This window comes from Brachybacterium sp. SGAir0954 (genome assembly GCF_005490785.1).
In the GTDB taxonomy this organism is placed as follows: domain Bacteria; phylum Actinomycetota; class Actinomycetes; order Actinomycetales; family Dermabacteraceae; genus Brachybacterium; species Brachybacterium rhamnosum.
Genome location: NZ_CP027295.1, coordinates 693,929 through 718,909 on the forward strand (window position 1 = coordinate 693,929; position 24,981 = coordinate 718,909).

Below are 24,981 nucleotides of genomic sequence, written 5' to 3' on the forward strand. Positions count from 1 at the left end.
TGCCCTCGCCGGGCCCGGCCGGGCCCTGCGTCGAGCCTAGCGAGCGCCGCGCGGGAGCCGGGCGGCCACCTGGTCCACGACGAGGAAGGCGAGCAGGCCCAGGCCGATCATGGGGAGGAACAGACCGATCGCGACGGCGACAGCGGCGACGGCGAGCACGCTCCACCAGGGCGCCGCGCGCAGCGCACCCCGGGCGGGTATGCGGCCGGGGCGCGATCCCCGGCCCCGCTGCCACCACATGACGTAGCCGGTGACGACGACCCCCGCGATGCCGAGCGCGACGGCCGCGACCACCAGCTGGTTGACGAGCCCGAACAGGGTGCCCATGTGCAGGTCCACGCCCCAGCGGGCGAGCTTCGCCATGAGCGGGTAGTCCGCGAAGTCCGCCCGGTCCACGACCTCGAGGGTCGCGGGGTCGATCGCGACGGCGTCCACCTGGGTGGGGTAGCTGCGGTGGATCTCCTGGACCACCCAGGCGGTGCCCGGGGTCTCGGACGGGCGGATCTCCACCTGCGTGGAGCCGATGCCCGCCTGCCGCGCGGCCGCGAGCACCCGGTCGTAGGTCGCAGGGGAGTCCTCGCCCCTGTCCATCCCGGCCATGTCACCCATGCCCATGCTGCTCATGTCCATGTCGCCCATGCCCGCGCCGTGCCCGGCGTGGCCCTCGTGCGCGGCGTGCTCACCGGCACCCGATCCGCTGCCGGTCCCGTCCAGGGCGGTGTCCACCGCGGGCGCCGTCCAGTCGAGCGCCGCGCGCAGGGCCGTGACGTTCGCGCCCGCATGCGCGGACCACGTGATGCCGGTGGCGGAGAGGAACAGCATGCCGAGCGCGAGCACCACTCCGGCGGGGGCGTGCCAGGAGAGCGTGCGGCGCCGCCCCGGTGCGCGCAGCCGCGGCCGGGTGACCGCGGCGCGGGTCGCCGGGCGGCGCGCCCGCGCGATCCACAGGCCGATCCCCGCGACCGCGACCACCCCCAGCCAGGAGGCCGCGAACTCGCTGTACAGCCGGCCCGCCTCCCCGAGGTGCAGGTTCCGGTGGAGCTGGTCGATCCAGGTGCGCAGCGGCAGCGCGCCGCTCGTCCCGTACACGGTGAGATCGCCGCGGATCTCCCCGCTGCCGGGATCGACGAAGATCCCGCGGGACTCGCTCTCGCCGAGACCGTCCCCGGCGAGCATGACGCGGGTCGTGTCCCCGGGTGACGGGGCGGGGCGCACGGCGACCACGTCGCTCTCCCCGGCGTAGGCCGTGGCGGCGGCGACCTGATCGGCGAGGGGGAGCGGCGCACGGGCGGAGGGGGCGGTGAGCTCGTGCGCGTACACCGCACGCTCGAGCGGGGTGGACAGGGCGTAGAGGGCGCCGCTCAGGGCGACCATGATCAGGAACGGACCCACCACGATCCCGGCGAGTGTGTGCAGCCGCAGCAGCAGCGGCACGAACCAGCGGGGACGGGCAGGGGGACGGGGTGACGGCATGGCAGGACCTCGTGTCGGAGGAGGGAGAGCAGGGCAGGCTCCCGCCCGTCGGCCGGGTCACGGAGACCCCGGCCGGCGGGCGGGAGGTGGAGCGGGAGCGGCGTCAGGCGAGCACGGACTGGCCCAGGTACTCGCCCTCGGCGCAGCCCGGCGGGATCGCGAACACCGCGGAGCCGATCGGGGTGGTCCACTGGTTCAGCAGGTCCAGCTCCGCGAGGCGCCGCTGGATGGGCACGAACTGCCCCTCGAGATCCGCCTGGAAGGAGCAGAAGATCTGCCCCGCCTCGGAGATCGCGTCCGAGCCCGCGGGCGGCGGCACGTCGTAGTGGAACGGCCGGCGGAAGATCTCCTGGTGCTCGCCGTCGTCCACCCCGTTCGCCCGCCGCATGTGCGCGAACTCCGCGATCCGGGAGAAGCCGTTCTCGGTGAGCGCGGTGAAGTCCGCGTCATCCGTCTCCTCGGTCCCGGTGAGCGGGGCGCCCGTGTCCAGGCGCGTGCCCACGGCCTCCTCCCGTGCGGTGCGATCGGCCTCGTCCCAGGTGTCGAGGTCCATCCGGATCCGGCGGATCACCATCGAGGTGCCGCCCGCGAAGGGACCTTCCGGGATCCACACGATCCGGGAGAAGTCCTCGCTGCCGAGCGCCGCGTTCGCGGAGCCGTCGAGCTGCCCGAAGAGGTTCCGCTGCGTGGTCGCGGGCCGCTGCACGCGGTGCGCGCGGCGGAACCCGTGCTGGATCCAGCGCACGGTCGTGAACGAGCGAGCGTCCTTCAGCAGCATCCGCACCGTGTGGGACAGGGTGACGGGGTCATCGGACCCCACCTGCAGCAGCAGGTCCCCGTCGCAGAACGCGTCCTGGAGCTCGTCGATGTCGAAGGCCGGGAGCGGGGCGAGCCACGAGGGCACCTCCCGCTCCGCCCGCCGCAGCAGGCCCGGGCCGAACCCGGCCGTCACCGTGAGGTGGGCCGGGGCGGTGACCATCTCCGGCTCGACGTCCGCGAGCGGCGCCTGCCCCGCGGTGAGGCGGGCGGCGTCGTCGGTGAGCAGCCGCAGCAGGCGCAGCACCCCGTCCCGGTCCACGCCGTCGCGCAGGTCCAGGGCGAGGAACGTGGCGTGGGCCTGCGGCTCCGTCTCCACGCCCGCCTGGTGGGCGCCGTGGAAGGGGAGCGTCCCTGCGCCCATGAGCGCGGGCTCGGCGGGCGCGGCGGGGGTGGTCGCTCCGCGGGCGGGGCCGACGGCCCGGTCCAGGAGCGCCCCCGCGGCGCCGGCCCCCACGAGCCCGGCCCCCACGAGCCCGGCCCCGGTGGTGCCGGCGAGCAGGAGCCGGCGCCGGCCGCGGTCCGCGGTGTCCTGTGGCGCAGGCGCGTCGCGGCGGGTCACTCGTCGCCGCCGTCCGAGGCCATGGAGCCGTGGTCCATGCCCTCCATGCCCTCCATCTCGCCGCCGCCGTCGGAGGGGCTGTAGTTCTCCTGCGCCCCCGCGAAGTCCTTCACGGTCGCGGTGACGGGCAGCTCGGCGCCGCCCGCGAAGTGCAGGGTCACGTCCACGGCGTCCCCGGCGAGCAGGGGCGCGGTGAGGTCCATGAGCATGATGTGGTCCCCGCCCGGCTCGAGCCGCAGCTCGCCGCCCGCGGGGATCGCGAAGCCGCCCTCCTTCTCCTTCATGCTCATGCCGCCGGAGCCGTCGGCGTTGGTCTCGTGCAGCTGGACCATGCCCGCCGCGGAGGACGCCGCGCCCACGAGCGTCACGGCGCTCGACGAGGCGTTGGAGAGGGTGCCGAACAGCCCGGACATGCCGGACTCCACCGCCTTCACCCACGCGTCGGCGAGGGAGAGGGTCGCGGTGTCGACGGCGTCGGTGGCGCCGTCCGAGGCGGAGGAGCCGGTGCCGCCGCCGTCGGAGCCGGCGTCGTCGGAGCCGCCGGCGCTGCAGGCGGCGAGGGGGAGGGCGAGCGCGCCGAGCAGGGCCGCGCGCCGCGAGAGGGACGAGCGGAGAAGGGTCGGGGGCAGGGTGGTGCGAGACATGGGAGTCCTTCGGTGAGGGCCGGGCTCGCGCGGTCACCGGGCTCTGCGCCGTCGGCGTCGCACCTGGGGGTGCGTCGCCGCCCATCCGCAGGGCCGTGGGGCCGACGGGGACCGTCGGCGCGGCGACCTGCAGGGCAGGGGCAGGCAGGGATGACCGGGGGAGGTCCCGGTGCGGGGCGCGGAGGAGTGTGCTCCGCACGTGATCGTCCGCGTGCCGCCGAGCAGCACCCGCGACACGGGGTCGGGGGCGCGAGGGGAGGGCCCGTGGGCCCGTGCTCAGGCGGCGAGGCGCAGCGGGGGACCCCGCAGGACCTGCTCGGAGAGGACGGCCCGCTGGGCGTGGTCGAGGTGCGTGAGATCCGGGACCGGGCGCGGCCGGGCGGCCGGCACGAGCACCGGCGCGGCAGGCGCGGGGAGGCGGCCCAGTACGCGGATCAGGCGCCGGGCGGCCCCGAAGGCGCGGAAGAGGAAGCGCTCCCCTCGGTGCAGGAGCACCGTGGTGAGCAGGCCGGCGAGCACGTGGCCCAGCAGCATCCGCGGGTCCATGACGAGCCCGTGCGCGGCGTGCGTGGAGGCCGTGCCGCCGATCTGGGCGAGGTGCCCGGCGTGCGTGCTCGCGGCCGTGCCGGCCGTGGTGAGCGTGTGCTGGTGGTGGTAGAGCTGCGATCCGGGCGGGTCCACCATCGTCACGGTGCCGCTGCCACCGGTGGTGACGACGAACAGGGCATGGAAGAGGGCCTGGCTGCCCAGCACCGCCGCGCTCAGGCGCAGCAGGGAGAAGCGGGAGCCGGCGAGCACGGTGCACGCGGTGACCGCGAGCCACCAGGTGATCGCGATCCCGAGCAGCGCGGGCAGCTCGCCGCCGCCCAGGAGGTGACCCGTGAGCGCCACGGCGGTCGTGACCGTCGTCGCGGCCGCGCCCCGCACGAGGCGCAGGGGCTCCCGGCTCGAGGTCATGGCGTCCATTCTGCCCCGGTGTCGCACGGCCCTGCCACCATGGCGCCATGACCTCGCCCTCCCCGCGACTCACCCTCGACGCCCCCGTGCCGGGCGACCACGAGGACCTCCACCGGATCTACTCCGACGCCCGCACCTGGACCCACCTGCCGAGCGGCCGCTTCGCCGGCCCCGCCACGACCCGGGCGGCGCTCGCGCGCTGGATCGAGGACTGGGAGCGCGAGTGCCTCGGCGCCTGGGTCGTGCGGGAGGACGGCACTGTCGTGGGGCACGGGGGCTGCGCGGTGCGAGGCGGTGCCTTCTGGAACCTCGGCTATCGCTTCGCCCCGGAGGCGCAGGGCCGCGGCCTCGCCACCCAGGTCGCCCGCGCCGCCGTGGACGCCGCCCAGGAGCGGAGGCCCGAGCTGCCCGTGGTCGCCTACCTCCTCGAGCACAACGCCGCCTCCGCCGCCGTGGCGCGCAAGGTGGGGCTCACGCTGCGCCACCGCGCCCCGGACGCCGGGAACCCGGATCCGACGGCGATCCGGCTCGTCATGGCCGATCGGGAGCTCAGCGAGCAGGAGCTCGCCGCGACCCTGCGCTGAGCCCGGACCGCGCCCGCGGCAGCGCGCCGCGGAGAGCGCCATCGAGTGATCATCAGCCCGAGCGCGGGCTCAGACCACCGTCAGTGGCCGGAGGGGACCCATCAACGGAGAGGCTGACGCCCTCACTCGCCACTGGAGAAACCGAGTGACGAGCGAGGCGACGCGCGGCGGCCCGGCGCGTCACCGCCAGAGGAAGCAGTGCTCGACCCCGCTCGGCGCGGTGACCTTCTCGATCGTGAAGCGGCCTGCGAGATCCTCCGGGGAGTCCCACAGCTTCAGCCCCTCGCCGTACTCGAGCGGGGCGATCGCCACGTGCATGTCGTCGATCAGATCCGCATCGAGGAACTGCCGCACGGTGCTCACGCCGCCGCCGATCCGCACGTCGAGCCCGCCCGCGAGCTCCCTCGCGAGGGCGAGCGCCTCCTCCGGTGTGCCGTTGACGAAGTGGAAGGTCGTCTCGCCCACCTGCAGCGGCTCCCTCTCATGATGGGTGAGCACGACGACGGGGGTGTGGAACGGCGGCTCCTCGCCCCACCAGCCGCGCCAGCCGTCGTCGGTCCACGCTCCGCGCTGCGGGCCGAACTTGTGTCGGCCCATGATCTCCGCACCGATGTCGTGCGCGAAGTCCCGCGTCAGGTAGTCCTCGATGCCGCGGGAGCCCTCCGGGTTCTCCATGCCCGGGAAGCTCGCCGTCGTGAAGGCCCAGGCCATCAGCTGCATCGGGTCGACATGGCCGAAGGGGCGCTCGAGGGTCTGCTCCGCACCGGCGCCGATGCCGTCACGGGAGACGCCGAAGTTCTGGACGCGCACGCGCTGTGCCATGGGAGGTCCTCTCGCCGAAGGGTGGGCCCATGCTCCTCCGCGTCGGCGCCCGTGTCACCGCCTCCGGGTGGCCTGGATGCTCAGAAGCTGTGCTCGGGCCGGGGAAGGACCCGCCCCGCGCCACCTCGTCGAAGGCCCGCGCCGCGCCGGCGAGCGCGCCCCGCAGGTCCGCGAACTGCTTCACGAAGCGGGCAGCCGTCCCGAGTCCAGGCCGGCCATGTCCGGCCACACGAGCACCTGCCGCTACGCCTGGCTCCGGTTCGACGAGCTCGACGGCCGCCGCTGAGCGGCAGCGCAGGGGAGCCCGGTCCTGCCGGGTCCGCGGGTCAGGCGTCCGGGGTGGTGGGCACCGCGTGCTCGCGGGCCCGGCGGATCCCCGAGGTCACGGCCGCGCGGACCACGAAGTAGAGGATGACGAAGAAGATCGCGAGCCCCACCGCGTAGGCGAGCAGGGGGAGCAGGATGATGAGCACCTCGTACCCGCCGAGTCCGGTGTATTCCATCGTCAGAGCCTAATCGCGGAGGGCCTGCTCCGGGTTCGGTTCGGGGAGGGTGCTCGGTGCGGGAGGCTGCTGGTGCGCGATCAGGGCAGGATCCGGCGTCGGGTCCGTCGGCATCACCTGCCCCGTCGGGCCGCCGTGCCGGTTCATCACCGCGACGGCGACGATGACGAGCGCGCCGAGCACGAAGATCAGCAGCAGCACGAGCATCGAGGGGTCCCACGGTGTGGAGAGGCCGACGGGCATCAGCCCGGAGTCGGGATCGCTCATGGCTCTGCCTCCAGTTCTGCTCGGGGACCCGTGCGGCGCGCACGGAACAGGACCGGAGGCGTCTGCGGCCCGTCCATTCGGGACAAGGTAGCGGGAACCGGGCGGAGCGGACGAGCGGATCCCGCCCCCGAGACAGAGCCGAGACCTTCGGTGGTGGAGAGGTGGATCGGAGTGACCCTGCCCGGACCTCAGCGGCGGAACTCGCCGGGGAGGAGCCGCAGCGCCTCAAGGACCCGGGGCGAGACGCCGGTGAAGGTGCCTGCCTCGAGGAGCGTCACCCCGGCGAGGTCCTCGTCGGCGATGTCGAGGCCAGGCGTCCTTGCACCTCGACCTCCGCGATCCAGCGACACGCCAGATCCCGTGGACGCCGACGTGCCGGGAGGTGGACATCGGCCGATCACACCACGATGGGCGGCGCCGCGCCACCGGCGGGACTCGTCACCGGGATCGTGCTCAGAGCTCCACGGTGCACCCGAGTGAGAGGTCCTGTGCGTTCATCCCACGGATCCCCCAGTTGACCTTCGGCGTCTTGACGATGGTGATCTCCACGCTGTGCGGTCGGATGCCGGTCCCGTCCTCGCTGCGGCGGAAGAGCTCGCTGATGAGCTGTCGCTTCGCGGCTCCGACGCGCCGTGACGTGGTACGGGAAGCTGTTCGAGGTGAGGAGGACGATCAGCTCCTCACGGTTCCCATCGCGGGGAGCGAGCAGCCGCAGCGAGACGGTCGGGGCGGTGGCGTTGTTCATCGGGTCACGGCAGGACGGGCCTTTGTCCGGCCAACGGGGCACCATGGGGTGATGGAGTCTTCCCAGCAGGATCTCGTGCCGCCCGGTGACCGGGCCGCGCAGCTCGCGGAGCGGCGGGCTGCAGCGCGCGCGCAGCTCGAGGAGATCGAGCAGGAGCTCGTCGCGCTGCGCCGCACCCGCGAGGGCGAGGCGGACGACGACGAGCACGATCCCGACGGGGTGCCGCTCTCGGCGCAGTGGTCGCGCCTCGAGGGGCTGCGCCTCGCCCGCCTCGACGCGCTCGCCGGGATCGACGAGGCGCAGGAGCGGCTGCGCCGCGGAGAGGACGGCCGCTGCGCCCGCTGCGGGAAGCCGATCGCCCCGGCCCGCCTCGCGGTGCGCCCCGAGGCGACGACCTGCATCGACTGCGCCGATCTCGTCGACTGAGCCGACCGGTCAGCGACCGGTGCTCCTGCACCGAGGCCTCCGGGGGAACCCTGGGCACCGATGCTCGCGGAGCGCCAGGGGGCGGGGCATGGCAACACCCGGTCAACCTTGTCCTGATCAGGCGCGTCAGAGCATCATGGGGGGATGAGCGAGCCCAGCGTGACGATCCCGCCGATCCAGCCGATCCCCGAGGGGCTCGCCGAGCGCGCGGCGCTCCTCGGCGGCCCCGAGGGCACGCTCGCCCCGGAGGCGATCCGCGGCTTCGTCGCCGAGCAGCTCGCCGGTCAGGACCTCGACGGCAAGAGCGTCTGCCTGATCATCCCCGACGGCACCCGTTCCGTGCCGCTGCCGCTCGTGCTGCCCGCGATCCACGAGGCGCTCGCCGGCCGCGCCGCCTCCGTCACCGTGCTCATCGCGCTCGGCACCCACGCCGCCATGAGCCCGGAGGCGATCGACGTGCTGCTCGGCTCCACCGAGCGCGGCGCCGCGGCGACCTACCCCGGCTGGGAGGTCGTCAACCACGCCTGGCACGACGAGGAGCAGATCGCCGACCTCGGCGAGATCCCCGCGGAGCGCATCGCCGAGCTCACCGGCGGCCTGCTCACCGACGTCCCCATGCGCGTGCAGATCAACCGGCTCGTCGCCGAGTCCGACGTCAACCTCATCGTGGGGCCCGTGTTCCCGCACGAGGTCGTCGGCTTCTCCGGCGGCAACAAGTACTTCTTCCCCGGCTGCTCCGTGCACGACGTCATCGACATCTCCCACTGGGTGGGGGCGCTCATCACCGCGAGCCGCATCATCGGCACCCTCGGCATTACACCCGTGCGCCAGCTGATCGACGCCGCGAGCGAGCTCATCCAGGCGGAGAAGCTCGCCTTCACGATGGACGTGAAGGAGGGCGGGGCGGATCTCGGCGCGATCGCCTTCGGCGACCCGCAGGCCGCGTGGGCCGCGTGCGCGAAGATCTCCGCGCAGACCCACATCACCTACGTCGAGAAGCCGTACCGGCGGATCGTCGCGATCGTGCCGGAGATGTACGACGACATGTGGACCGGCGCGAAGGGCTTCTACAAGTCCGAGCCCGTGTGCGCCGACGGCGGCGACGTCATCATCTACGCCCCGCACATCACCGAGGTCGCCGCCATGCACCCGGGGATCCGCGAGATCGGCTACCACAACATCGAGTACTTCACGAAGCAATGGGACCGCTTCGCCGGCCACCCCTGGGGCGAGCTCGCGCACTCCACGCACGTGACGGGCCTGGGCACCTACGACCCGGAGACCGGTGTAGAGGAGCAGCGGGTGAACCGCTACTTCGCGACCTCGATCAGCGCGGAGGAGTGCGCCGCGCACAACGTGCTCTACACGGACCCCGCCTCGCTGGACCTCGACGCCCTGCGCGCGGATCCGGAGACCCTGGTCATCGATCATGCGGGTGAGGTCCTGTTCCGTCTCGCCTCGGAGAAGGAGGGCGTGTGAGCGCCGCCGCGACCACCGCCCCGACCCTCACCCCGGACGCGCTCACCGGCGAGGCGCTCACCCTCGCGGACGACGTCGCCGCGCAGCTCTCCGGCGTGCGCCGCCTCGGCGTCGCCTACTCCGGCGGCGTGGACTCCGCGACCCTGCTCGCCCTCGCCGTGCGCGCCCTGGGCAGCGAGAACGTGGTCGCGCTGCTGGGCGTCTCCGCGTCCCTCGCCCGCCGCGAGCACCGCCTCGCCCTGCGCACCGCGCAGGAGATCGGCGCGGAGGTCGTCGAGATCGCGACCGCGGAGATGGACAACCCCGAGTACGCGAAGAACGACGCTGCTCGGTGTTTCCATTGCAAGGAAGAGCTGTTCACCCGCATCGACGAGGAGATCGTCGCCGCTCATGCGCTCGACGCCGTCGCCTACGGCGAGAACGCGGACGACGCCACCCGCCACGACCGCCCCGGCGCCGGCGCCGCCACCCGCCACCGCGTGCTGCGCCCCCTCGCGACCGCCGGCATGACGAAGGCCCAGGTGAGGGACGTGGCACGCGGCCTCTCGCTGAGCGTCGCGGACAAGCCCGCCGCCCCCTGCCTCTCCTCCCGGATCCCCTTCGGCCGGGCCGTCACCCCGGAGAAGCTGCGCCAGATCGACGAGCTCGAGGACGCCGTGTTCGACGCCGGCTTCAGCGACTGCCGCGTGCGCCACCACGGCGACGTGGCCCGCATCGAGCTGCCCACCGGCGAGCTGCCCCGCGCCGTCGAGCCCGCCGTCCGCGCCGCCCTCGTCGCCGCCGGCCGCTCCGCCGGGTTCCACCACGTCACGATCGACCTCGAGGGCATCCGCTCGGGCCTGTTCGCGCTGCAGGTCGTGCGGCGGGACGATGCCTGACCGGGGGAGCGGGGCCGACGGCTCCGGGGGGGGCGACGGGGCTGACGGGGCCGACGGCCGCATCGACGGGATGCTCGAGCTCGACCTCGATCGCGCCTCCCGCCGCGGCGCCCCCGAGGCGGTGCTGTGCGACGCGAAGAGCGTCGAGCAGGTCGCCGCGATCGCCGGGGAGTACGCGCGCCTCGCCGCCGCGGGCCGCGCGGACCTGGGCCCCGTGCTGTTCACCCGGGCCGACGCCGCGCGCGCCGCCGCCGTGCTCGCCGCCCTCCCCAGTGCCCACCAGGACCCGGTCGCCCGGTTCCTCGCCTGGCCCGCCGAGCCGCCCGCGCCGAGCGGCGGTCTCGTGATCGTCGCCTGCGCCGGCACGAGCGACCTGCCCGTGGCCCGCGAGGCGGAGCTCACCGCCCGCCACCTGGGCCGCCCCACCCGGCTCATCGCGGACATCGGCATCGCCGGCCTGCACCGGCTCATCGCGCGCCTGCCCGAGCTGCGGGAGGCGGCCTGCGTGGTCGTCGCCGCCGGCATGGACGGGGCGCTGCCCACCGTCGTCGCCGGTCAGATCGCCGCGCCCGTCGTCGCCCTGCCCACCTCCGTCGGCTACGGCGTCGCCGAGGGCGGCCGCGCCGCACTCACCACGATGCTCTCCGCCTGCGCCCCCGGCATCGGCGTGGTCAACATCGACAACGGCTACGGCGCCGGCCACCTCGCCGCGCAGATCGCCCGCTGGGCGCCCGCGCCGCCTGGCTGAAGGCCGGAGGGCGAGTTCTCAGCGGGATAGGCGGCTCAGGAGGTCGGCGTAGCGGCTGCGCGCCGCTGCTGACAGCCGGCCGACCGTGCGTCCAGAAGCCCGTCGCGCAGCGGCAGGACCAGGCGCTGTGCCGTGGTGTCGCGACTGGTCGAGCAGTTCGGAGCGCTCGGCTTCGCCAGCTGCCCGTCGATGATCGCGGCGAAGACGCGCGTCGCCATGTCCCGGCTCGGGAGGGCTGGGAGCGCCATACCCGCGATCGCATTCAGCTCGACGAGGGTGACACGATCGTCCGGTTCGCGGAGTGCCGCGGTGAGGGCGCGACAGCCGTCCCCCGGCGCCGTGGTGGCGGACGGTCTCCTCGGCTCGGTGTCGCCCCTCTCGTCGCCTCAGTCGTCATCGCTGGTCTCGTGGTCCTCTGCGTCGAGTGCCATGGCGTCCCGGAGCTCGCCGGCTTCGCGGACGAGTGCGTCGACGGCTGAGATGAGGTGGGCGTCGGCGAGGTCCTCATGGAGGGCGAGTGAGGTCATCACGGCACGGCGCACCGCTTCCTTCGCGAAGGAGCCCGTGGTGCCCCCGGCGGCGACGGCCGCCTGATCGATCCCTCGCTCGGTGAAGGGGAGGTGGTGCCCGTACCGGGTGAAGAGCTGGCGGCGGAGCGCCAGATCAGGGGACGGGATCTCCACGGCGAGGTCGATGCGTCCGGGCCGCAGAGCGAGAGCTTCTTCGAGCACTCCCACGCGGTTCGTGGTCAGCACGAAGGCGATGTCGGCGTCGTCGGCGAGCCCGTCGAGGACGTCCAGGACGTCGAAGAGGACGGAGCGCTCTCCCTCGCTGAAGTCGCGATCGGCGGCGACGAGGTCGGCGTCCTCGAGGACGATGATGGCTCGGCCCAGATCTCGAGCAGCGTCAGCAGCCTGCCTGATGTGGCTGAGGGAGTCCCCGTTCAGAACGATCGCCGTCGTGTCCGCGGCGCGGGAGAGGAGGTATCGCACGGTATGGGTCTTGCCGGTCCCGGGAGGGCCGAACAGCAGGACCCCCCGCGAGAGGTGCTGCCCGGCTGCGCGGAGCGCGGCGGCGTTCTCGCTCACGCCGAGCACTGATTCCTCGATGCGATCCAGGCTCCCCGCCGGCAGGACGACATCCTGGCGGGGGACCTGAGGCCGGGGATGGAACCTGATCTCGCCCTGCTCCGAGCCGTACTGCCCTGCGACGAAGCTGACCACCTGCCCGCCGAGCGCTGACTGCTCCCGGACATGGGCGTCGATGTGGGAGAGCACGCGGCGGGAGACGGCGGCGTCGGCCGAGAGCACCTCGACCGCGATGGCGCCCTCCGGGTCCTGACTGGTCGACTCGGTCGCGAACGCGATGACCGGCAGGCCGTCGATCTCCAGCTGTCGGATGGCGTTGGTCGCCACGTGCGTGACCCGGCCCGGCCCGGAGGGCAGGGCCGTGCGCTCGACCGATCCCCACGCGTAGTTGCCGTACCGGTTCGACAGCACCTCGGAGAGGCCGTCGGGATCGTCGGCCGGGACGACTCCGCGAAGGGACTGCGTCGCCGAGAGCGCGTCCAGAGCGGCGTCGACGTCGACCCATCTCCAGTGAGGGAACTCCTGGCGCACCGGGGCGAGCGAGCGAGGACTGGCTCCCAGATGCCTGCCGAGCTCGGACTCGAAGACGTCCCGATCGGGCTGCTCGGCGAGGTCGCTCATCGTGTCGAGGAACTTCTGGAACTGGATGGCGAAGGCCGAGACGTCGAGTTCAGGGGACATGTCGTCAAACCTATCCGTACTGCTCAGGTTCGTCTTCTCGATTCTCGTGGTGGAGGAGGTCGTCGCATCGGCACTCGAGGACGCGACAGATCGCGTCGAGGGTCGAGGGTCGAGGGTCGAGGGTCGAGGGCCGACAGGCGGACGGCCGTGGCGCGTCCGTTCTTCAGGACCGCGACGTTCGCCGGAGCGATGCCGATGGCATCGGCGAACTCGCCCACGCCCATGCCTCTGGCGCCGCCCAGCGGGCCGGAGGACAGCGCCCCCACACCGCGCCCGGGCAGGGGAGAATGGCCCCATGACCTGGCTGCTCCTGGCCGGCGCGATCCTCAGTGAGGTGACCGCGAGCCTCTCCCTCAAGGCAGCCCTCACCCACCCCGCGCTGTACGTGCTGGTCGTGGCCGGCTACCTCTCCTCCTTCAGCCTGCTCGCGCTCGTGCTGCGGCGCGGGATGCCGCTCGGGGTCGCCTACGGGGTGTGGGGCGCGAGCGGCGTGGTGCTCACCGCGCTGCTGTCCACGCTCCTGTTCGCGGAGCCGCTCACCGCGCTCATGGGAATCGGCGTCCTGCTCGTCGCCGCCGGGGTGATGGTCGTCGAGCTCGGCTCGCAGCGGGCCCATGCGGAGGAGGGGGCGGGAGCTCCGTCGTCCTCGTCAGCTGCGTCGGCCCCGTCGGCCACCGCCCCCGGCCCTGCCGCCGCACTCGCGACGGCGACGTCGGAGATCCCCGTCGTCGACCCGCACCAGGAGGACCTCCGATGAGCGCCCTGCTGCTCGCCGGCGCGATCCTCGCCGAGGTCACCGGCACCCTCACCCTGCGGGTCGCCGCGACCGGGCGCCGTGCCCTCTACGCGGTCGTCGGCCTCGCCTACCTGCTCGCCTTCGCGCTGCTCTCCGCCGCGCTCGCCCACGGCCTCCCGCTCGGCGTCGCCTACGGCGTGTGGACCGCCGCCGGGATCGTGCTCACCGCCGTCGCCTCGCGGCTGCTGTTCGGGGAGGTGCTGAACCGCGTGATGGCGCTCGGCATGGGGCTCATCGTGCTCGGCGTGCTGCTCATCGAGCTGGGCGCCGCGCACTGAGGAACGCCCTGGGCAGTACCGTAGGGGCGGGCCCCCGGCGGCCCGGTCACCGAGGACCAGGAGGAGATGCAGGGTGGACGACGAGCGCGTGACCATCTACGACGTGGCCCGTGCGGCCGAGGTGGCGCCGTCGACCGTCTCCCGCGCCTTCTCCCGGCCTGGCCGCGTCAGCGCCGCGACCCACGCGAAGGTCATGGCGGCCGCGAAGGAGCTCGGCTACCGCACCTCCGCCCCCGCCGCGCAGGAGCGCGCCCACCGCCACCAGCGGCTCGGCATCGAGATCCCGGACCTCACCAACCCCTACTTCGCGGAGATCGTCTCCGGCATGCAGGAGGCCGCGCAGGAGCACGGCTACCTGCTGCTGCTCCTGGACAGCGTCGAGGACGAGGAGCGCGAGAAGGCGAGCCTCGAGAGCGCCGTCGACGTCGTGGACGGCGTCGTCCTCTCCGGCTCCCGGCTCTCCGACGCGACGTTGAACCACCTCACCAAGCGCCTCCCCTCCGTGGTCCTCAACCGCCGCGTCGCCGGCCTGGACTCCGTTACCCCGGACTACGAGCACGGCATGACCCAGGCGATGGCGCACCTCGTCGAGCAGGGCATGCGCTCCGTCACCTACGTCGCCGGACCCGTGAACTCGTGGTCCGACGGCGAGCGCTGGCGCGCCGCCCGCGCCGTCGGCAAGGCGCACGGGCTCAGCGTGCACCGCCACGGCCCCTACCCGCCCACCGCGACCGGCGGCGAGCTCGCCTTCGCGGAGATCAAGGAGCTCACCGACGCGGTGATCTGCTACAACGACCTCATCGCGGTCGGCTTCCTCGTCTCCGCCCTGCGCGCCGGCGTGACCGTGCCCGGCGATCTCTCCGTCATGGGGCACGACGACATCCCGCTCACCCGGTTCATCGGCGGCGGCCTCACCACCCTCGTCACCCCCAAGCGCGCGCAGGGCCGGGCGGCCGTCGAACGGCTGATCCGCCGCATCGAGAACCCCTCCGCGCACCGCACCCCCGTGGAGGGGGCGCTGCCCGTGCGGCTCGTGCCCCGCGCCTCCACCGGGCCCCGCGCCCCCCGCTGAGGGTCCGGCAACCTGCGACAACAGATGCGCCCGCGCCGGGACGCCCACCCATCATGGGCCCCATGAGCGACGACGCCTACGTGCCCCACCCCGATCGCCTGCTGCCCGCGGACCCGGCGATCCGCGACATCGCCCGGAGCCTCTACGGGTCCATGCGCGAGCAGCCGATCGTCTCCCCCCACGGGCACGTGGACCCGCGCCTGCTGCTCGACGACGAGCCCTTCCGGGACCCCACCTCCCTGTTCATCACCCCGGACCACTACGTCACCCGGCTGCTGCACGCCCGCGGCGTCGACCTCGCGGACCTCGGCGTGGGCCGCGGCCCGCTCGAGGAGACGGACTCCCGCGCGGCCTGGCGGCTGCTCGCCGAGCACTGGCACGCCTACGCCGGCACCCCCTCGCGGTACTGGATGGAGCACGAGTTCCACGAGGTGTTCGGCCTGGACACCGTGCTCTCCCCGGCCACCGCGGAGGGCATGTACGACGCGATCGCCGAGAAGCTCGCGCAGCCCGCCTTCCGCCCCCGCGCCCTCTTCGACCAGTTCCGCATCCAGGTGCTCGCGACGACCGACGACCCCGTCGACGACCTCGCCCCGCACGACGCGCTCGCCGCGGACCCCTCCTTCACCGGCCGCGTCGCCCCCACCTTCCGCCCGGACAAGTACCTCGAGCCGGCCCGCGCGGACTTCCACACCCTCACCGACGCCCTCGGCGAGGCCGCCGGGGTCGACGCCGGCACCTACGACGGCCACCTCGCCGCGATGCGTGCCCGTCGGCTGTACTTCCGCGAGCACGGCGCCGTCTCCTCGGACCACGCGCACACCGACGTCGGCACCGAGCGGCTCGACGCGGCCGACGCCCGCCGCCTCTACACGGCCGCCCGCGAGGGCAGCATCGCCGCCGCCGACGCGGTCGCCCTGCGCCGCCACCTGCTCGCCGACCAGGCCCGGCTCGCGTCCGAGGACGGCCTGGTCATGACCCTGCACCCGGCCGTGTACCGCAACCATTCGCAGGCGACCTTCGAGACGTTCGGGGCCGACGTCGGCGCCGACATCCCGCACGCCGTCGACTTCGTGCACGGCATCGCCCCGATGCTCAACGACGTGGGACTGGACCCGAACTTCCGGGTCGTCCTGTTCACGATCGACGAGACCGTCTTCTCCCGCGAGATCGCCCCGCTCGCCGGCTTCTACCCCTCCGTGTACGCGGGCGCCCCCTGGTGGTTCATCGATGCGCCGGACGCGATCCTGCGCTACCGTCGCGCCGTGTCCGAGACCATCGGCTACAGCCGGACCAGCGGGTTCATCGACGACACGCGGGCCTTCTGCTCGATCCCCGCGCGGCACGACATGTCCCGCCGGCTCGACGCGCACCACCTCGCCGGACTCGTCGCCGAGCACCGCCTGCGCGAGGAGGACGCCGCGGCGCTCGCCACGACCCTGCCCACCCGGCAGCCGAGCCAGGTCTTCAAGCTCGACGCCGACGCCTGACCCTCCGAGGAGCACCACCCATGAGCACCGACCCCCGCGCCCTCGACGGCCGCCTCGTCCACCTCGGCATCGGCAACTTCGCCCGCTCCCACACCCTCCTCGCGACCCAGCGGGCGGGCGGCTGGGGCGTCAGCGTCGTCACCGGACGCACCGCCGCCATGGCGGACGCGCTGAACGCCCAGGGCGGGAAGTACGGGCTCGTGGTGCGCGGCCCCGAGGAGGACGAGGTCGAGCTGATCGACGTCATCGACGAGGCCTACGCCGCCGATGACGTCGACGCCCTGAAGCGCCTCGTCGCGGACCCGCTCACCGCCGTCGTCACCCTCACCATCACCGAGAAGGGCTACGTCGCCGGCACCGACCCCGCGACCTCCGCCCCCGCCCGCCTCGCGCTCGCCCTCGAGGCCCGCCGCGGGGCCGGTGTCGAGGAGCCGATCGCACTGGTCTCCTGCGACAACCTCACCGGCAACGGCGAGGCGCTGCGGAAGGCGGTTCTCGCCTGCCTCGACGCGGACGCACAGGCCTGGTTCGCCGAGCACGTCGACGTCGTCTCCACGATGGTCGACCGCATCACTCCCTCCGCCGACGCGGGCGCCGGCGACCTCGTGCGCGAGCGGACCGGCCTCGACGACCAGGTCCCCGTCGTCACCGAGCCCTTCACCGAATGGGTCATCGAGGACGGCTTCCGCGGCCGCCGCCCCGCCTGGGAGCGCGCCGAGGGCGTGCAGATCGTGCCCGACGTGTCCATCCACGAGCTGCGCAAGCTGCGCCTGCTCAACGGCGCCCACACCCTCATGGCCTACGCCGGCCAGGTCGCCGGCGCCGAGCGCGTCGACGAGGCCATCTCCCACCCCGAGGTGCGCGCCCTCGTCGAGGCGCTCTGGGACGAGGCCCGCTCCACCCTGGACCTCCCCGCGGACGAGCTCGACGCCTACACCGCCGCCCTCGAGGAGCGGTTCCGCAACCCGCGCCTCGCCGACAACCTCATCCGCATCGCGGCCGACGGCACCTCGAAGCTGCCCGTGCGCGCCCTCCCCGTGATCGCCGAGCGCGGCGGTCCCGCGCAGGCGCCCGGTGAGGTCTCCGCCGTCGCCGCCTGGACCGCCTGGGTCACCGACCGGGTGCGGGCCGGCCACGAGGTCGCGGACCCGCAGGCCGAGGCCATCGTCGCCGCCGCCGGGCTCGAGGACGATCGCGAGCGGGTCGCCGTCCTGGTGGGCCTGCTCGACGGGGCGACCGACGAGCTCGCCGCCGCCGTCCTCGCCGAGGAGCCCCGCCTGCCGCGGCCCTGAGCCCCGCGCGCCCCGCCTCTGGGTCCTGCCCGCGCTCGCGCTGTCCGTCTGCGCGCCTGGGTTCCATTCGTGGAACGGGGGCGTGCGAACGGACATGCGCGGGGGCGGGGGCGGGCTGGCGGCGGAACGGGGGCAAGGGCTGTCAGGGGGCCGTCCGGGGGGGCCGGCCGCGCCCCGCTAGCCCCGCTGAGGCGCTGCGGCCATGTAGACGTCCACCGGGTCCTCGTCCTCGAGGACGAAGCCGCTGCGCTCGTAGAGGCGCCGCGCGGGGCTGCCCTGGAGCACGTCGAGGCGGAGCAGCGCCGCGGGGTGCTCGGCGCGGATCGCGGCGAGCACCTGCCCGCCGATCCCGCGCCCCTGGACCTGCGGGGAGAGGTAGAAGTGCTCGACCCACAGGGCGTCGCCGTCGGGACGGAGCGCCACGAGTCCCGCGTCGCCCCCGTCGGCCACGATCACGCGGGTGTGCGCGGGGACGTAGGCGGTGAGGAACCGCTCCCGCACGCGGCGCTCGTCGAAGCGTCCCAGCCGCTCGAGGTCCGGGCGCATGACCTCGGCGCGCAGCTCCGCCATCCACGGCGCGTCCTGCGCCGTCGCCGGCCGGAAGCGCCAGTCGAGGGCCGCCACGGCGCTCAGGCGAGGTCCGCGAGGGCCTCGAAGCGCTCGAGGCGCGCACGGTAGTAGTCGGCGTGCTCGGCGACCGGCTCGACCTTGCGCAGCACGGGGGCGTCGGCCACCTGCGCGCCCGGAATGGTCTCCTCGATCGCCATGAGCGCCGCCCCGCGCATGGTTGAGCGGGACACGGCGACGTGCTCGATCGGCGAACCGAGGGCGTCGGCCAGCAGGTGCAGCCAGGAGGGGATCGCCTCGGTCATGCCGCCGGAGAGCACGATCCGCTCCGGCTCCCCGCCGAGCTCCCGCATCTGGTCCGCGATGCGCAGGTAGGACAGGGCCACGCCCTCGAGCGCGCCGCGCAGGAGGTCCTCCGCGGTGGTGGACGCGGAGACGTTCGCGAACAGGGCCTTGGAGGAGTCGCGCCACTTGGTGCCGCGCTCGCCGGAGAAGAACGGGACGACGATCGGGGTGCCCTCCGAGACGGGGGCGGAGAAGATCCGCTCGGTATCGATCTCGGCGACGTCCTCGGGCAGGCCCAGCTGGAAACGGGCCCAGTCGAGCACACGGCCACAGTCGCTCATCGCGGAGCCCACGAGGGTGCGGCGCGCGTCGACCCGGTACGCCCACAGGCCGCTGGGCAGGGTCTCGATGTCCGTCTCGACGAGCTGGCGGATCGCGCCGGAGGTCGCCGTCGAGATGCCCCAGGTGCCGGTGCCGAGCGCCCCGACGCCCATGTTCGCGGCGAGGCCGTCGCCGATCACGGGCAGCCAGGTGGCGCCCTCGAGCTGCGGGAACTCCTTCGCCAGCGCGGTGCCGGCGACGGGCTGGCCCTGGCTCGGGTCGCGCGGGGCGGAGAGGGTCGCGGGATCGGCGCCCGCGGCCTCGAGCAGGCCGGTCGCGTACTCGCCGGTGCGGCGGTCCAGCAGGCCCGCCCAGGCGGCCGACGCCGTGCCGAGCACGGGCGTGCCGAGCAGGCGGAACGCGGCGTACTCGCCGAGCGCCATGTACTGCGTGGCCTTCGCGAACACCTCCGGCTGGGTCTCCCGCAGCCAGGCGATCCGCGGCGCGGTGTAGGAGGAGTGCAGGCGCGCGCCCACCTGCTGGTGCAGAGCCTCGGCGTCGACCTTGTCGCGCAGTGCTGCGACCTGGTCGCGGCAGCGGGTGTCCGCGTAGGTGATGCAGGGGGTGAGGGCCTTCCCGGCGGCGTCGACCGCGACGAGGGAGGAGGCGAAGGTGTCCACGCCGATGCCGGCGACCAGCCCGGGCAGCGGCTCCGCGAGCACGGCCGCGATCGAGGTGCGCAGCTCGTCGACGACGAGGTCCGCGTCGATCGTGGAGGTGCCGTCGGCCGCGGTGGTGAAGGTGTGCGGCTCCTTGTGGTGGCGCTTGCCGACCTCGCGCCCGGTCGCGTCGTACACGGCGGCGCGGGTGCCGCCGGAGCCCACGTCGAGGCCGATGACGAAGGGGGCCAGGGCGTCGTTCTCGGGCACATTGAATCGGGGCATGCGCGAACTCCTGCGGTGCGTGGGCGGGGATCGCGCCGCCTCCGGCGCCGCTGCGCAGGGCGCGATCCGATGCGCCCAGCATAGGGGCGGGGCCGACGGGGGCCCGCGCGTGCCCGCCGGTTGCCACCGCGGTCTGCGACCTCGGGCGGCGCGCTCCGTATGCCCTGTCGGCCCCGCGCCCCCGGCGTACGCTCCCGGCATGGACCTCCGCTTCACGGGCACCGCGATCGAGTGGCGCGGCCCCGCCCCCTTCGTGTTCGTGCCCGTCGCCGCCGACGAGGCGGCCGAGATCGCGGCCGTCGCCTCCCGCGTCACCTACGGCTGGGGTGCGATCCCCGTGACCGGCCGGATCGGCGGCACCGAGTTCGCCACCTCCCTGTTCCCGCGGGACGGCGGCTACCTCGTGCCCGTCAAGGTCGCGGTGCAGCGCGCGGAGGGGGTCGAGCCCGGCGAGGAGGTCACCGTCGAGCTCACGATCGACGGGGCCTGAGGGGCGCCCTGGCAGAATCCTCGCCATGACCGATCCCGCGACCCGACCTCACGGCCCGGCGCGGCGCCTGCCCACGATGAAGGACGTCGCCGATCACCTCGGCGTCTCCCGCCAGCTCGTCTCCCTCGTGCTGCGCGGCGCGGACGGCCCCAGCGCGGAGTCCCGCGAGCGGATCCTCGCCGCGGCCCGCGAGCTCGGCTACCGCCCCAACGCCTCCGCGCGGCTGCTGCGGCAGTCGAGCACCCGCACCCTCGGCATCGCGTTCTCCCTGGGCAACGCCTTCCAGGTGAAGGTCGTCGAGCGGCTCATCGCGGCCGCCGGGGAGCGCGGCTACCGGATGGCGCTCGCCCCGATCAACGCCGGTCGTGGGACCGACGAGGCCGTCGGCTCGCTCATGGAGCAGCGGGTGGAGGCGCTCGCCGTGTTCAACCCGGAGCCCGGGTCCGAGGCGCTCGCCGCCGCCCGGGGCGTGGTGCCCGTGCTGCAGCTGGGGGAGTGGTCCGCGGACGCCATGCAGGACACGGTGCACGTGGACGAGGCGACGGGTCTGCGCCTGGCCGTCGAGCACCTCGTGGGCCTGGGGCACGAGGCGATCGCTTTCGTGGGCGGCCGCGGCGAGGAGCCCGGCCCGGCCCGTGCCCGCGCCTACGAGGACGCGATGCGGCAGGCGGGCCTGGGGGAGCGGATCGACGTGGTCCCCTCCGACCTCGGCGAGGAGGAGGGTGCGGAGGCCGCGCGCACGGTCCTCGCCCGCGCGGTGCGGCCCACGGCGCTCGTGTGCGTGAGCGACCACGCGGCCGCCGGGGTGCTCGCCGTGCTCGCCCGCGCCGGGGTCGCCGTGCCGGGGGAGATCTCGGTGGTGGGATTCGACGACAGCCGCATCGCCGCGCTGTCCTTCCACGACCTCACCTCGGTGCACCAGGACGTCGACGCGACGGTCGAGGCGGCGCTCGGGGTGCTGCTCGAGCGGCTCAGGGTCGGGGGTGGGCCCGTCGCGGCCGACGGGGCCGACGGGGTCGATTCGGAGGGCGGGGGCGCGCGCGTGATCGCGACGCCGGCGCATCTGGTGGTCCGCGGGTCGACCGGGCCGGCGCCCTCCCGCGGCTGACACGCGGCGGCGGCTTCCTTCCCCCTCCGCTCGTTCTGCCCGTCCCGGCGGTCCTCCGCCAGCCAGACCCTCTCCCGCCGCCGGGCGCGCCCTCCCTCGCGTTGGCACGTGCTAGTCTCGGCGCCACCCGATCTTGTCTCGTGCTAACAGTGTCGTCGTTCCCGTCGGCGCGCCCCCCCCGGAGGCCTCGATGTCCATCGCCCTGCCCGATCCCACCCTGTACCTGCCGCGCAGCGGCGAGCCCTCGCTGCGCTGGGGGATCGTCGGCCCCGGCTGGATCGCCGGCGAGTTCGCGACCTCGCTGAGGGCCCGCACCGCGCAGCGCCTCGTCGCCGTCGGCTCCCGCTCCTTCGACAACGCCCGCGCCTTCGCCGCCCGCTTCGGCGCGGACGAGGCCGTCGGCTCCGTCGAGGCGCTCGTGACCCACCCCGAGGTCGACGTCGTCTACGTCGCCACCCCGCACAGCGGCCACGCCGAGGTCGCCCTCGCCGCGATCGCGGCCGGAAAGCACGTGCTCATCGAGAAGCCGATCACCGTCACCGCCGCCGAGGCACGCGAGGTGTTCGCCGCCGCCCGCGCCGCCGGCGTGCTGGTCATGGAGGCCATGTGGTCCCGCTACCTGCCGCAGATCTCCGTCATCTGCGCCCTCGTCGACGGCGGCGACCTCGGGGACGTGCGCGCCGTCGCCGCGGACCACTCGCAGCAGATCATCCGCCCCGCCGACCACCGCATGTACGCGCCCGAGCTGGGCGGCGGCGCCCTCCTCGACCTCGGCGTGTACCCCGCGCAGTTCATCACCATGGTGCTCGGTGCGCCCACCGCGATCGAGGCCCGCGGCACCGTCACCGCGACCGGCGTCGACGCCTCCGCCGCCGTGGTCTCCACCCACGCCGGCGGCGCCGTCTCCACGCTCTACACCTCCCTGCTCGAGCGCACCCCCACCACCGCGACGATCAGCGGCACCTCGGCATTCCTGCAGGTCGAAGGCTCGTTCTACAACCCCACGAGCTTCACCGTCACCGGCGCCGCGCACGGCTCGCCCACGCTCCGCTGGACGGACCCGACGATGCTGCGGGGCTTCGCCGCACTTTCCTACGAGGCCACCGCGCTCGCCCGCTTCGTGGGGGAGGGCCGCACCGAGTCGCCCGTCCACACGCACGACGAGACGGTCGCCGTCATGGAGCTGCTCGAGACCGCCCGCGCGCAGGTCCTCACCGCGGGCGTCCCCGCCCCGCCGCAGGACCTCTCCGCCGTGACTCCCGCCCACGGCGAGGCGCCGGCGTCGAACTGGACCGACCGATGAGCGCCGCCCCCGTCGACATCGCGCTGCTCGAAGCGGAGGAGCGCGAGCTCGTGCTGCCCCGCTTCGAGGCCGACGGCGCCTGGGAGCTCGGCGTGCTCACGCGCGAGATCGCCGCCGCCGCGTGCCAAGGGGTCGTGATCGACGTGCGCCGCCCCCAGCTGATCCTCTTCCGCGCTGTGCTCCCGGGCGCCACCCCGGACCAGCAGGCCTGGGCCGAGCGGAAGGCCGCGGTCACCCTGCGCATGGAGTCCTCGAGCGCGCTCGTCGACGCCCGGCTCTCCGGCGCGGGCGTGGACCCGCAGGCGATCGGCTGGTTGGATGAGCGCTACGCCGTGACCGGCGGGTCCTTCCCGATCCGGGTGCGCGGCGCGGGCGTCGTCGCCGCGATCACCGTCTCCGGCCTCAGCTCGCAGCAGGACCACGACCTCGCCGTCGCCGGCCTGCGCTCCCACCTCAGCATCCTCGCCGGCGAAGGAGCCGCCCCGTGACCGTCGACCCCGCCCCCGCCGCGCCCGGCGCAGACCCCGCCGACCCCGCCCCCGCCTCGGCCGAGGACCAGCCCGCCGGGCGGCGCCTCCGCCCCGGCCAGACCTGCCGCATCCGGATCTGGGACCGCGCCACCGGCGAGGTGCGCACCGTGCACGAGACCGCCGAGCGGCTCTTCGAGGCCCCCAACTGGACCGCCGACGGCCGCCTCCTCGTGAACGCCGACGGCCTGCTCTGGCTCCTCCCGGCCGACGGCTCCGCCGCCCCCCAGCAGCTCGCCGCGCCCGGCCTGCCGCCCGTCAACAACGACCACGTGCTCGCCCCCGACGGCTCCGCGGTCTACGCCTCCGCGAACGACTTCCACGTCTGGGAGGTGCAGCTCACCAGCAGCGACGCCGACGGTGCGGTGACGGCGGGGACCCCGCGCCGCATCACCCCGGAGGACGGCGGCCTGCACTTCCTCCACGGCGTGAGCCCCGACGGCACGACCCTCGCCTACGTGCACCTCCAGCCCGACGGCGAGAACTGGTGGGCCGCCGCGACCATCCGCACGATCGGTGTGGACGGCACCGGCGACCGTGCCGTCACCACCCACCCCGGCCCCGCCGACGGCTGCGAGTACAGCCCGGACGGCGCCTGGATCCTTTTCAACACCGAGCAGTTCAGCGACGCCCCCGGTCACGCGCAGCTCGCCCGCGTGCGGCCCGACGGCACCGGCCTCGAGCAGCTCACCTCCGACGAGCGGGTCAACTGGTTCCCGCACATCGCGCCCGACGGCGAGGTCGTCGCCTACCTCAGCTTCCCGCCCGGCACCGAGGGCCACCCCGAGGACCGCGAGGTCGAGCTGCGGCTCGTGCGCGTGGGCGAGTGGGACCGGCCCACGACGCTCGTGGTGCTGCAGGGCGGGCAGGGCACGATCAACGTCCCCAGCTGGGCGCCGGACGGCTCCGCCTTCGCCTTCGTCGACTACCCGCGCGGCGACGCCTGAGCACACGGGACGTCATCGCGCAGGTGGTGGCGTATGGGGTGGGACCCGCGCGATATGGTCCCGCGGGCCGGGCGGGCCGGGGCGTACGGGACCTCTTCGGCCGGGTCCCCGCCCTACGGGGCCGACCTGTACGAAGTGGTCCCGTAGGCCTCGGGCGGGCGGCGCCGGAGCCGCACGGGACGTCATCGCGCAGGTGGTGGCGTATGCGGCGGGACCTGCGCGATATGGTCCCGCGGGCCGGGGCGTACAGGACCTCTTCGGCCGGGTCCCCGCCCTACGGGGCCGACCCGTACGAAGAGGTCCCGTGCTTCGCCGCGACCGGCCGGGGTCAGGCGTCCTGGCCGGGGGCGGGGCCGTCGGGGTGGCCGAACTCGCGGGCGTAGAGGGCCCGCAGCTCCTCCCAGCCGTGGTCCATGGCCTCCATGCCGACGATCCGCGCCTGGTCCTCGCCGCTCAGCTGCGCGTCGAGCACCGCGAGGCACACGTGCCAGCCGGCGGCGAAGTACTGGGCCTGCTCGACCTCCGGGAGCGCGACCTGCAGGTCCACCTGCCCCTCGTCGACCACCCAGCCCAGGGTCGCGTCGCCCCAGCGGTGGGTGACGGCGTGGTCGGCGGCGAGGGCGAGGACGTCCGCGGCGACCGGGTCCTCGTCGGGGTTCTCGCGGGACAGCGCGGGGCCGATCGAGGTGAGCGCACGATCCGGGACGACGGGGGACCAGCGGGCGAGCTGCTCGGGGTCGGTGATCGCCCGCCACAGCTGCTCGGCGCTCCCGGCGACGTCCACCTCCATGACGAGGCTGCCGTCGGCGATCTCGGCGCGCACGAGCAGGTCACGGATGCGGGTGTCGATGTCCGGGGTGTCCTCGGCGGTCATGGGTCCTCCTCGGT

Annotated in this window: 29 protein-coding genes and 2 pseudogenes; 15 read left to right on the forward strand and 16 right to left on the reverse strand. The window is 74.3% G+C overall.

Annotated elements, in window-relative coordinates; genetic code table 11:
* Nucleotides 1–36: 36 nt before the first annotated feature.
* From C1N80_RS03040 to C1N80_RS03055, 4 genes are all read right to left on the reverse strand, one after another.
* Nucleotides 37–1,473, reverse strand: coding sequence for a PepSY domain-containing protein (locus C1N80_RS03040; RefSeq protein WP_137769427.1), 1,437 nt, complete (start codon nucleotides 1,471–1,473; stop codon nucleotides 37–39).
* A gap of 103 nt (nucleotides 1,474–1,576) precedes the next feature.
* Complete coding sequence (locus tag C1N80_RS03045; RefSeq protein ID WP_137769428.1) at nucleotides 1,577–2,851, reverse strand: Dyp-type peroxidase; 1,275 nt, start codon at nucleotides 2,849–2,851, stop codon at nucleotides 1,577–1,579.
* Entirely contained in the window at nucleotides 2,848–3,495 is a 648-nt protein-coding gene (locus C1N80_RS03050; RefSeq protein ID WP_137769429.1) for a copper chaperone PCu(A)C, read from the reverse strand. The genes C1N80_RS03045 and C1N80_RS03050 overlap by 4 nt, the downstream gene beginning before the upstream one ends.
* A gap of 276 nt (nucleotides 3,496–3,771) precedes the next feature.
* Nucleotides 3,772–4,452, reverse strand: coding sequence for a hypothetical protein (locus tag C1N80_RS03055; protein ID WP_137769430.1), 681 nt, complete (start codon nucleotides 4,450–4,452; stop codon nucleotides 3,772–3,774).
* Between the two features lie 47 nt (nucleotides 4,453–4,499).
* Here C1N80_RS03055 and C1N80_RS03060 point away from each other — a divergent pair, with 47 nt between their 5' ends.
* Nucleotides 4,500–5,036, forward strand: coding sequence for a GNAT family N-acetyltransferase (locus tag C1N80_RS03060; RefSeq protein ID WP_137769431.1), 537 nt, complete (start codon nucleotides 4,500–4,502; stop codon nucleotides 5,034–5,036).
* Between the two features lie 180 nt (nucleotides 5,037–5,216).
* Here C1N80_RS03060 and C1N80_RS03065 read toward each other — a convergent pair whose 3' ends face one another.
* From C1N80_RS03065 to C1N80_RS15980, 6 genes and pseudogenes are all read right to left on the reverse strand, one after another.
* Nucleotides 5,217–5,858 (reverse strand): dihydrofolate reductase family protein, encoded by a 642-nt coding sequence (locus C1N80_RS03065; protein WP_137769432.1) that lies wholly within the window; start codon nucleotides 5,856–5,858, stop codon nucleotides 5,217–5,219.
* A 94-nt stretch (nucleotides 5,859–5,952) separates the two neighbouring features.
* A pseudogene (locus C1N80_RS15730) lies at nucleotides 5,953–6,098 on the reverse strand (3-methyl-2-oxobutanoate hydroxymethyltransferase); the annotation flags it as partial.
* A gap of 86 nt (nucleotides 6,099–6,184) precedes the next feature.
* Complete coding sequence (locus C1N80_RS15385) at nucleotides 6,185–6,361, reverse strand: hypothetical protein (protein ID WP_168197974.1); 177 nt, start codon at nucleotides 6,359–6,361, stop codon at nucleotides 6,185–6,187.
* A 9-nt stretch (nucleotides 6,362–6,370) separates the two neighbouring features.
* The gene (locus C1N80_RS03070) at nucleotides 6,371–6,628 is read right to left on the reverse strand and encodes a hypothetical protein (protein ID WP_137769433.1); all 258 of its coding nucleotides are present in this window, start codon (nucleotides 6,626–6,628) and stop codon (nucleotides 6,371–6,373) included.
* 188 nt (nucleotides 6,629–6,816) lie between these two features.
* Nucleotides 6,817–6,978: a hypothetical protein gene (locus C1N80_RS15390; RefSeq protein ID WP_168198001.1), complete on the reverse strand. Its 162-nt coding sequence runs from the start codon at nucleotides 6,976–6,978 to the stop codon at nucleotides 6,817–6,819.
* A 103-nt stretch (nucleotides 6,979–7,081) separates the two neighbouring features.
* Nucleotides 7,082–7,231, reverse strand: a complete 150-nt coding sequence (locus tag C1N80_RS15980) for a tautomerase family protein (RefSeq protein ID WP_137771623.1) — start codon at nucleotides 7,229–7,231, stop codon at nucleotides 7,082–7,084.
* Between the two features lie 193 nt (nucleotides 7,232–7,424).
* Between C1N80_RS15980 and C1N80_RS03080 the strand changes: the two genes are divergently transcribed.
* The 4 genes from C1N80_RS03080 to larB all read left to right on the forward strand — a co-directional run bounded on the left by C1N80_RS03080 (nucleotide 7,425) and on the right by larB (nucleotide 10,904).
* On the forward strand, nucleotides 7,425–7,799 hold the full coding sequence (locus C1N80_RS03080; RefSeq protein WP_137769434.1) for a TraR/DksA C4-type zinc finger protein: 375 nt from the start codon (nucleotides 7,425–7,427) through the stop codon (nucleotides 7,797–7,799).
* A 144-nt stretch (nucleotides 7,800–7,943) separates the two neighbouring features.
* Complete coding sequence (locus C1N80_RS03085; RefSeq protein WP_137769435.1) at nucleotides 7,944–9,278, forward strand: lactate racemase domain-containing protein; 1,335 nt, start codon at nucleotides 7,944–7,946, stop codon at nucleotides 9,276–9,278.
* On the forward strand, nucleotides 9,275–10,156 hold the full coding sequence (larE, locus tag C1N80_RS03090; RefSeq protein ID WP_137769436.1) for an ATP-dependent sacrificial sulfur transferase LarE: 882 nt from the start codon (nucleotides 9,275–9,277) through the stop codon (nucleotides 10,154–10,156). Before C1N80_RS03085 ends, larE begins: the two co-directional genes overlap by 4 nt.
* 70 nt (nucleotides 10,157–10,226) lie before the next feature.
* A complete protein-coding gene (larB, locus tag C1N80_RS03095) occupies nucleotides 10,227–10,904 on the forward strand; it encodes a nickel pincer cofactor biosynthesis protein LarB (RefSeq protein WP_240811212.1) in 678 nt (225 codons plus the stop codon).
* A gap of 35 nt (nucleotides 10,905–10,939) precedes the next feature.
* Here larB and C1N80_RS03100 read toward each other — a convergent pair whose 3' ends face one another.
* The 3 genes and pseudogenes from C1N80_RS03100 to C1N80_RS03110 form a co-directional block, all read right to left on the reverse strand.
* The gene (locus C1N80_RS03100) at nucleotides 10,940–11,122 is read right to left on the reverse strand and encodes a hypothetical protein (protein ID WP_137769438.1); all 183 of its coding nucleotides are present in this window, start codon (nucleotides 11,120–11,122) and stop codon (nucleotides 10,940–10,942) included.
* A 168-nt stretch (nucleotides 11,123–11,290) separates the two neighbouring features.
* A complete protein-coding gene (locus tag C1N80_RS03105; protein ID WP_137769439.1) occupies nucleotides 11,291–12,673 on the reverse strand; it encodes an ATP-binding protein in 1,383 nt (460 codons plus the stop codon).
* A gap of 10 nt (nucleotides 12,674–12,683) precedes the next feature.
* Nucleotides 12,684–12,897, reverse strand: a pseudogene (locus C1N80_RS03110) (helix-turn-helix domain-containing protein).
* A gap of 71 nt (nucleotides 12,898–12,968) precedes the next feature.
* Here C1N80_RS03110 and C1N80_RS03115 point away from each other — a divergent pair.
* The 5 genes from C1N80_RS03115 (at nucleotide 12,969) to C1N80_RS03135 (ending at nucleotide 17,601) form a co-directional block, all read left to right on the forward strand.
* Complete coding sequence (locus tag C1N80_RS03115) at nucleotides 12,969–13,430, forward strand: multidrug efflux SMR transporter (RefSeq protein WP_137769440.1); 462 nt, start codon at nucleotides 12,969–12,971, stop codon at nucleotides 13,428–13,430.
* Entirely contained in the window at nucleotides 13,427–13,747 is a 321-nt protein-coding gene (locus tag C1N80_RS03120) for a multidrug efflux SMR transporter (RefSeq protein ID WP_137769441.1), read from the forward strand. Before C1N80_RS03115 ends, C1N80_RS03120 begins: the two co-directional genes overlap by 4 nt.
* A 73-nt stretch (nucleotides 13,748–13,820) precedes the next feature.
* Complete coding sequence (locus C1N80_RS03125) at nucleotides 13,821–14,819, forward strand: LacI family DNA-binding transcriptional regulator (protein WP_137769442.1); 999 nt, start codon at nucleotides 13,821–13,823, stop codon at nucleotides 14,817–14,819.
* Nucleotides 14,820–14,881: 62 nt separating this feature from the next.
* Nucleotides 14,882–16,309, forward strand: a complete 1,428-nt coding sequence (uxaC, locus tag C1N80_RS03130; RefSeq protein WP_137769443.1) for a glucuronate isomerase — start codon at nucleotides 14,882–14,884, stop codon at nucleotides 16,307–16,309.
* A gap of 20 nt (nucleotides 16,310–16,329) precedes the next feature.
* Nucleotides 16,330–17,601 (forward strand): mannitol dehydrogenase family protein, encoded by a 1,272-nt coding sequence (locus C1N80_RS03135; protein WP_137769444.1) that lies wholly within the window; start codon nucleotides 16,330–16,332, stop codon nucleotides 17,599–17,601.
* Nucleotides 17,602–17,778: 177 nt separating this feature from the next.
* Here C1N80_RS03135 and C1N80_RS03140 read toward each other — a convergent pair whose 3' ends face one another.
* On the reverse strand, nucleotides 17,779–18,225 hold the full coding sequence (locus C1N80_RS03140) for a GNAT family N-acetyltransferase (RefSeq protein WP_343903875.1): 447 nt from the start codon (nucleotides 18,223–18,225) through the stop codon (nucleotides 17,779–17,781).
* Nucleotides 18,226–18,230: 5 nt separating this feature from the next.
* The gene (locus C1N80_RS03145) at nucleotides 18,231–19,718 is read right to left on the reverse strand and encodes a gluconokinase (protein ID WP_137769445.1); all 1,488 of its coding nucleotides are present in this window, start codon (nucleotides 19,716–19,718) and stop codon (nucleotides 18,231–18,233) included.
* Between the two features lie 199 nt (nucleotides 19,719–19,917).
* On the opposite strand from C1N80_RS03145, the gene C1N80_RS03150 reads away from it, so the two are divergent.
* The 5 genes from C1N80_RS03150 (at nucleotide 19,918) to C1N80_RS03170 (ending at nucleotide 24,093) form a co-directional block, all read left to right on the forward strand.
* Complete coding sequence (locus C1N80_RS03150) at nucleotides 19,918–20,208, forward strand: DUF1905 domain-containing protein (RefSeq protein ID WP_137769446.1); 291 nt, start codon at nucleotides 19,918–19,920, stop codon at nucleotides 20,206–20,208.
* 25 nt (nucleotides 20,209–20,233) lie between these two features.
* Nucleotides 20,234–21,316: a LacI family DNA-binding transcriptional regulator gene (locus C1N80_RS03155; protein WP_205750666.1), complete on the forward strand. Its 1,083-nt coding sequence runs from the start codon at nucleotides 20,234–20,236 to the stop codon at nucleotides 21,314–21,316.
* A gap of 190 nt (nucleotides 21,317–21,506) precedes the next feature.
* Nucleotides 21,507–22,619: a Gfo/Idh/MocA family protein gene (locus tag C1N80_RS03160; RefSeq protein ID WP_137769447.1), complete on the forward strand. Its 1,113-nt coding sequence runs from the start codon at nucleotides 21,507–21,509 to the stop codon at nucleotides 22,617–22,619.
* Entirely contained in the window at nucleotides 22,616–23,107 is a 492-nt protein-coding gene (locus C1N80_RS03165) for a heme-degrading domain-containing protein (protein ID WP_137769448.1), read from the forward strand. The genes C1N80_RS03160 and C1N80_RS03165 overlap by 4 nt, the downstream gene beginning before the upstream one ends.
* The gene (locus tag C1N80_RS03170; RefSeq protein ID WP_240811213.1) at nucleotides 23,104–24,093 is read left to right on the forward strand and encodes a hypothetical protein; all 990 of its coding nucleotides are present in this window, start codon (nucleotides 23,104–23,106) and stop codon (nucleotides 24,091–24,093) included. The genes C1N80_RS03165 and C1N80_RS03170 overlap by 4 nt, the downstream gene beginning before the upstream one ends.
* Before the next feature lie 328 nt (nucleotides 24,094–24,421).
* On the opposite strand, the gene C1N80_RS03175 is transcribed toward C1N80_RS03170, so the two are convergent.
* Complete coding sequence (locus tag C1N80_RS03175) at nucleotides 24,422–24,967, reverse strand: hypothetical protein (protein ID WP_137769449.1); 546 nt, start codon at nucleotides 24,965–24,967, stop codon at nucleotides 24,422–24,424.
* Nucleotides 24,968–24,981 lie beyond the last annotated feature (14 nt).

What these genes read in the sequence shown, in the direction of transcription:
- C1N80_RS03100 (WP_137769438.1), bottom strand. Translation starts at nt 11,122, where the DNA reads ATGGCGACGCGCGTCTTCGCCGCGATCATCGACGGGCAGCTGGCGAAG.
- C1N80_RS03040 (WP_137769427.1), bottom strand. Translation starts at nt 1,473, where the DNA reads ATGCCGTCACCCCGTCCCCCTGCCCGTCCCCGCTGGTTCGTGCCGCTG.
- C1N80_RS03050 (WP_137769429.1), bottom strand. Translation starts at nt 3,495, where the DNA reads ATGTCTCGCACCACCCTGCCCCCGACCCTTCTCCGCTCGTCCCTCTCG.
- C1N80_RS03145 (WP_137769445.1), bottom strand. Translation starts at nt 19,718, where the DNA reads ATGCCCCGATTCAATGTGCCCGAGAACGACGCCCTGGCCCCCTTCGTC.
- C1N80_RS03135 (WP_137769444.1), top strand. Translation starts at nt 16,330, where the DNA reads ATGAGCACCGACCCCCGCGCCCTCGACGGCCGCCTCGTCCACCTCGGC.
- C1N80_RS03165 (WP_137769448.1), top strand. Translation starts at nt 22,616, where the DNA reads ATGAGCGCCGCCCCCGTCGACATCGCGCTGCTCGAAGCGGAGGAGCGC.
- C1N80_RS03160 (WP_137769447.1), top strand. Translation starts at nt 21,507, where the DNA reads ATGTCCATCGCCCTGCCCGATCCCACCCTGTACCTGCCGCGCAGCGGC.
- C1N80_RS03175 (WP_137769449.1), bottom strand. Translation starts at nt 24,967, where the DNA reads ATGACCGCCGAGGACACCCCGGACATCGACACCCGCATCCGTGACCTG.
- C1N80_RS03085 (WP_137769435.1), top strand. Translation starts at nt 7,944, where the DNA reads ATGAGCGAGCCCAGCGTGACGATCCCGCCGATCCAGCCGATCCCCGAG.
- C1N80_RS03070 (WP_137769433.1), bottom strand. Translation starts at nt 6,628, where the DNA reads ATGAGCGATCCCGACTCCGGGCTGATGCCCGTCGGCCTCTCCACACCG.
- C1N80_RS03055 (WP_137769430.1), bottom strand. Translation starts at nt 4,452, where the DNA reads ATGACCTCGAGCCGGGAGCCCCTGCGCCTCGTGCGGGGCGCGGCCGCG.
- C1N80_RS03150 (WP_137769446.1), top strand. Translation starts at nt 19,918, where the DNA reads ATGGACCTCCGCTTCACGGGCACCGCGATCGAGTGGCGCGGCCCCGCC.
- C1N80_RS03115 (WP_137769440.1), top strand. Translation starts at nt 12,969, where the DNA reads ATGACCTGGCTGCTCCTGGCCGGCGCGATCCTCAGTGAGGTGACCGCG.
- C1N80_RS03080 (WP_137769434.1), top strand. Translation starts at nt 7,425, where the DNA reads ATGGAGTCTTCCCAGCAGGATCTCGTGCCGCCCGGTGACCGGGCCGCG.
- C1N80_RS03155 (WP_205750666.1), top strand. Translation starts at nt 20,234, where the DNA reads ATGACCGATCCCGCGACCCGACCTCACGGCCCGGCGCGGCGCCTGCCC.
- C1N80_RS03065 (WP_137769432.1), bottom strand. Translation starts at nt 5,858, where the DNA reads ATGGCACAGCGCGTGCGCGTCCAGAACTTCGGCGTCTCCCGTGACGGC.
- C1N80_RS03060 (WP_137769431.1), top strand. Translation starts at nt 4,500, where the DNA reads ATGACCTCGCCCTCCCCGCGACTCACCCTCGACGCCCCCGTGCCGGGC.
- C1N80_RS15385 (WP_168197974.1), bottom strand. Translation starts at nt 6,361, where the DNA reads ATGGAATACACCGGACTCGGCGGGTACGAGGTGCTCATCATCCTGCTC.
- larB (WP_240811212.1), top strand. Translation starts at nt 10,227, where the DNA reads ATGCTCGAGCTCGACCTCGATCGCGCCTCCCGCCGCGGCGCCCCCGAG.
- C1N80_RS03120 (WP_137769441.1), top strand. Translation starts at nt 13,427, where the DNA reads ATGAGCGCCCTGCTGCTCGCCGGCGCGATCCTCGCCGAGGTCACCGGC.
- C1N80_RS03105 (WP_137769439.1), bottom strand. Translation starts at nt 12,673, where the DNA reads ATGTCCCCTGAACTCGACGTCTCGGCCTTCGCCATCCAGTTCCAGAAG.
- uxaC (WP_137769443.1), top strand. Translation starts at nt 14,882, where the DNA reads ATGAGCGACGACGCCTACGTGCCCCACCCCGATCGCCTGCTGCCCGCG.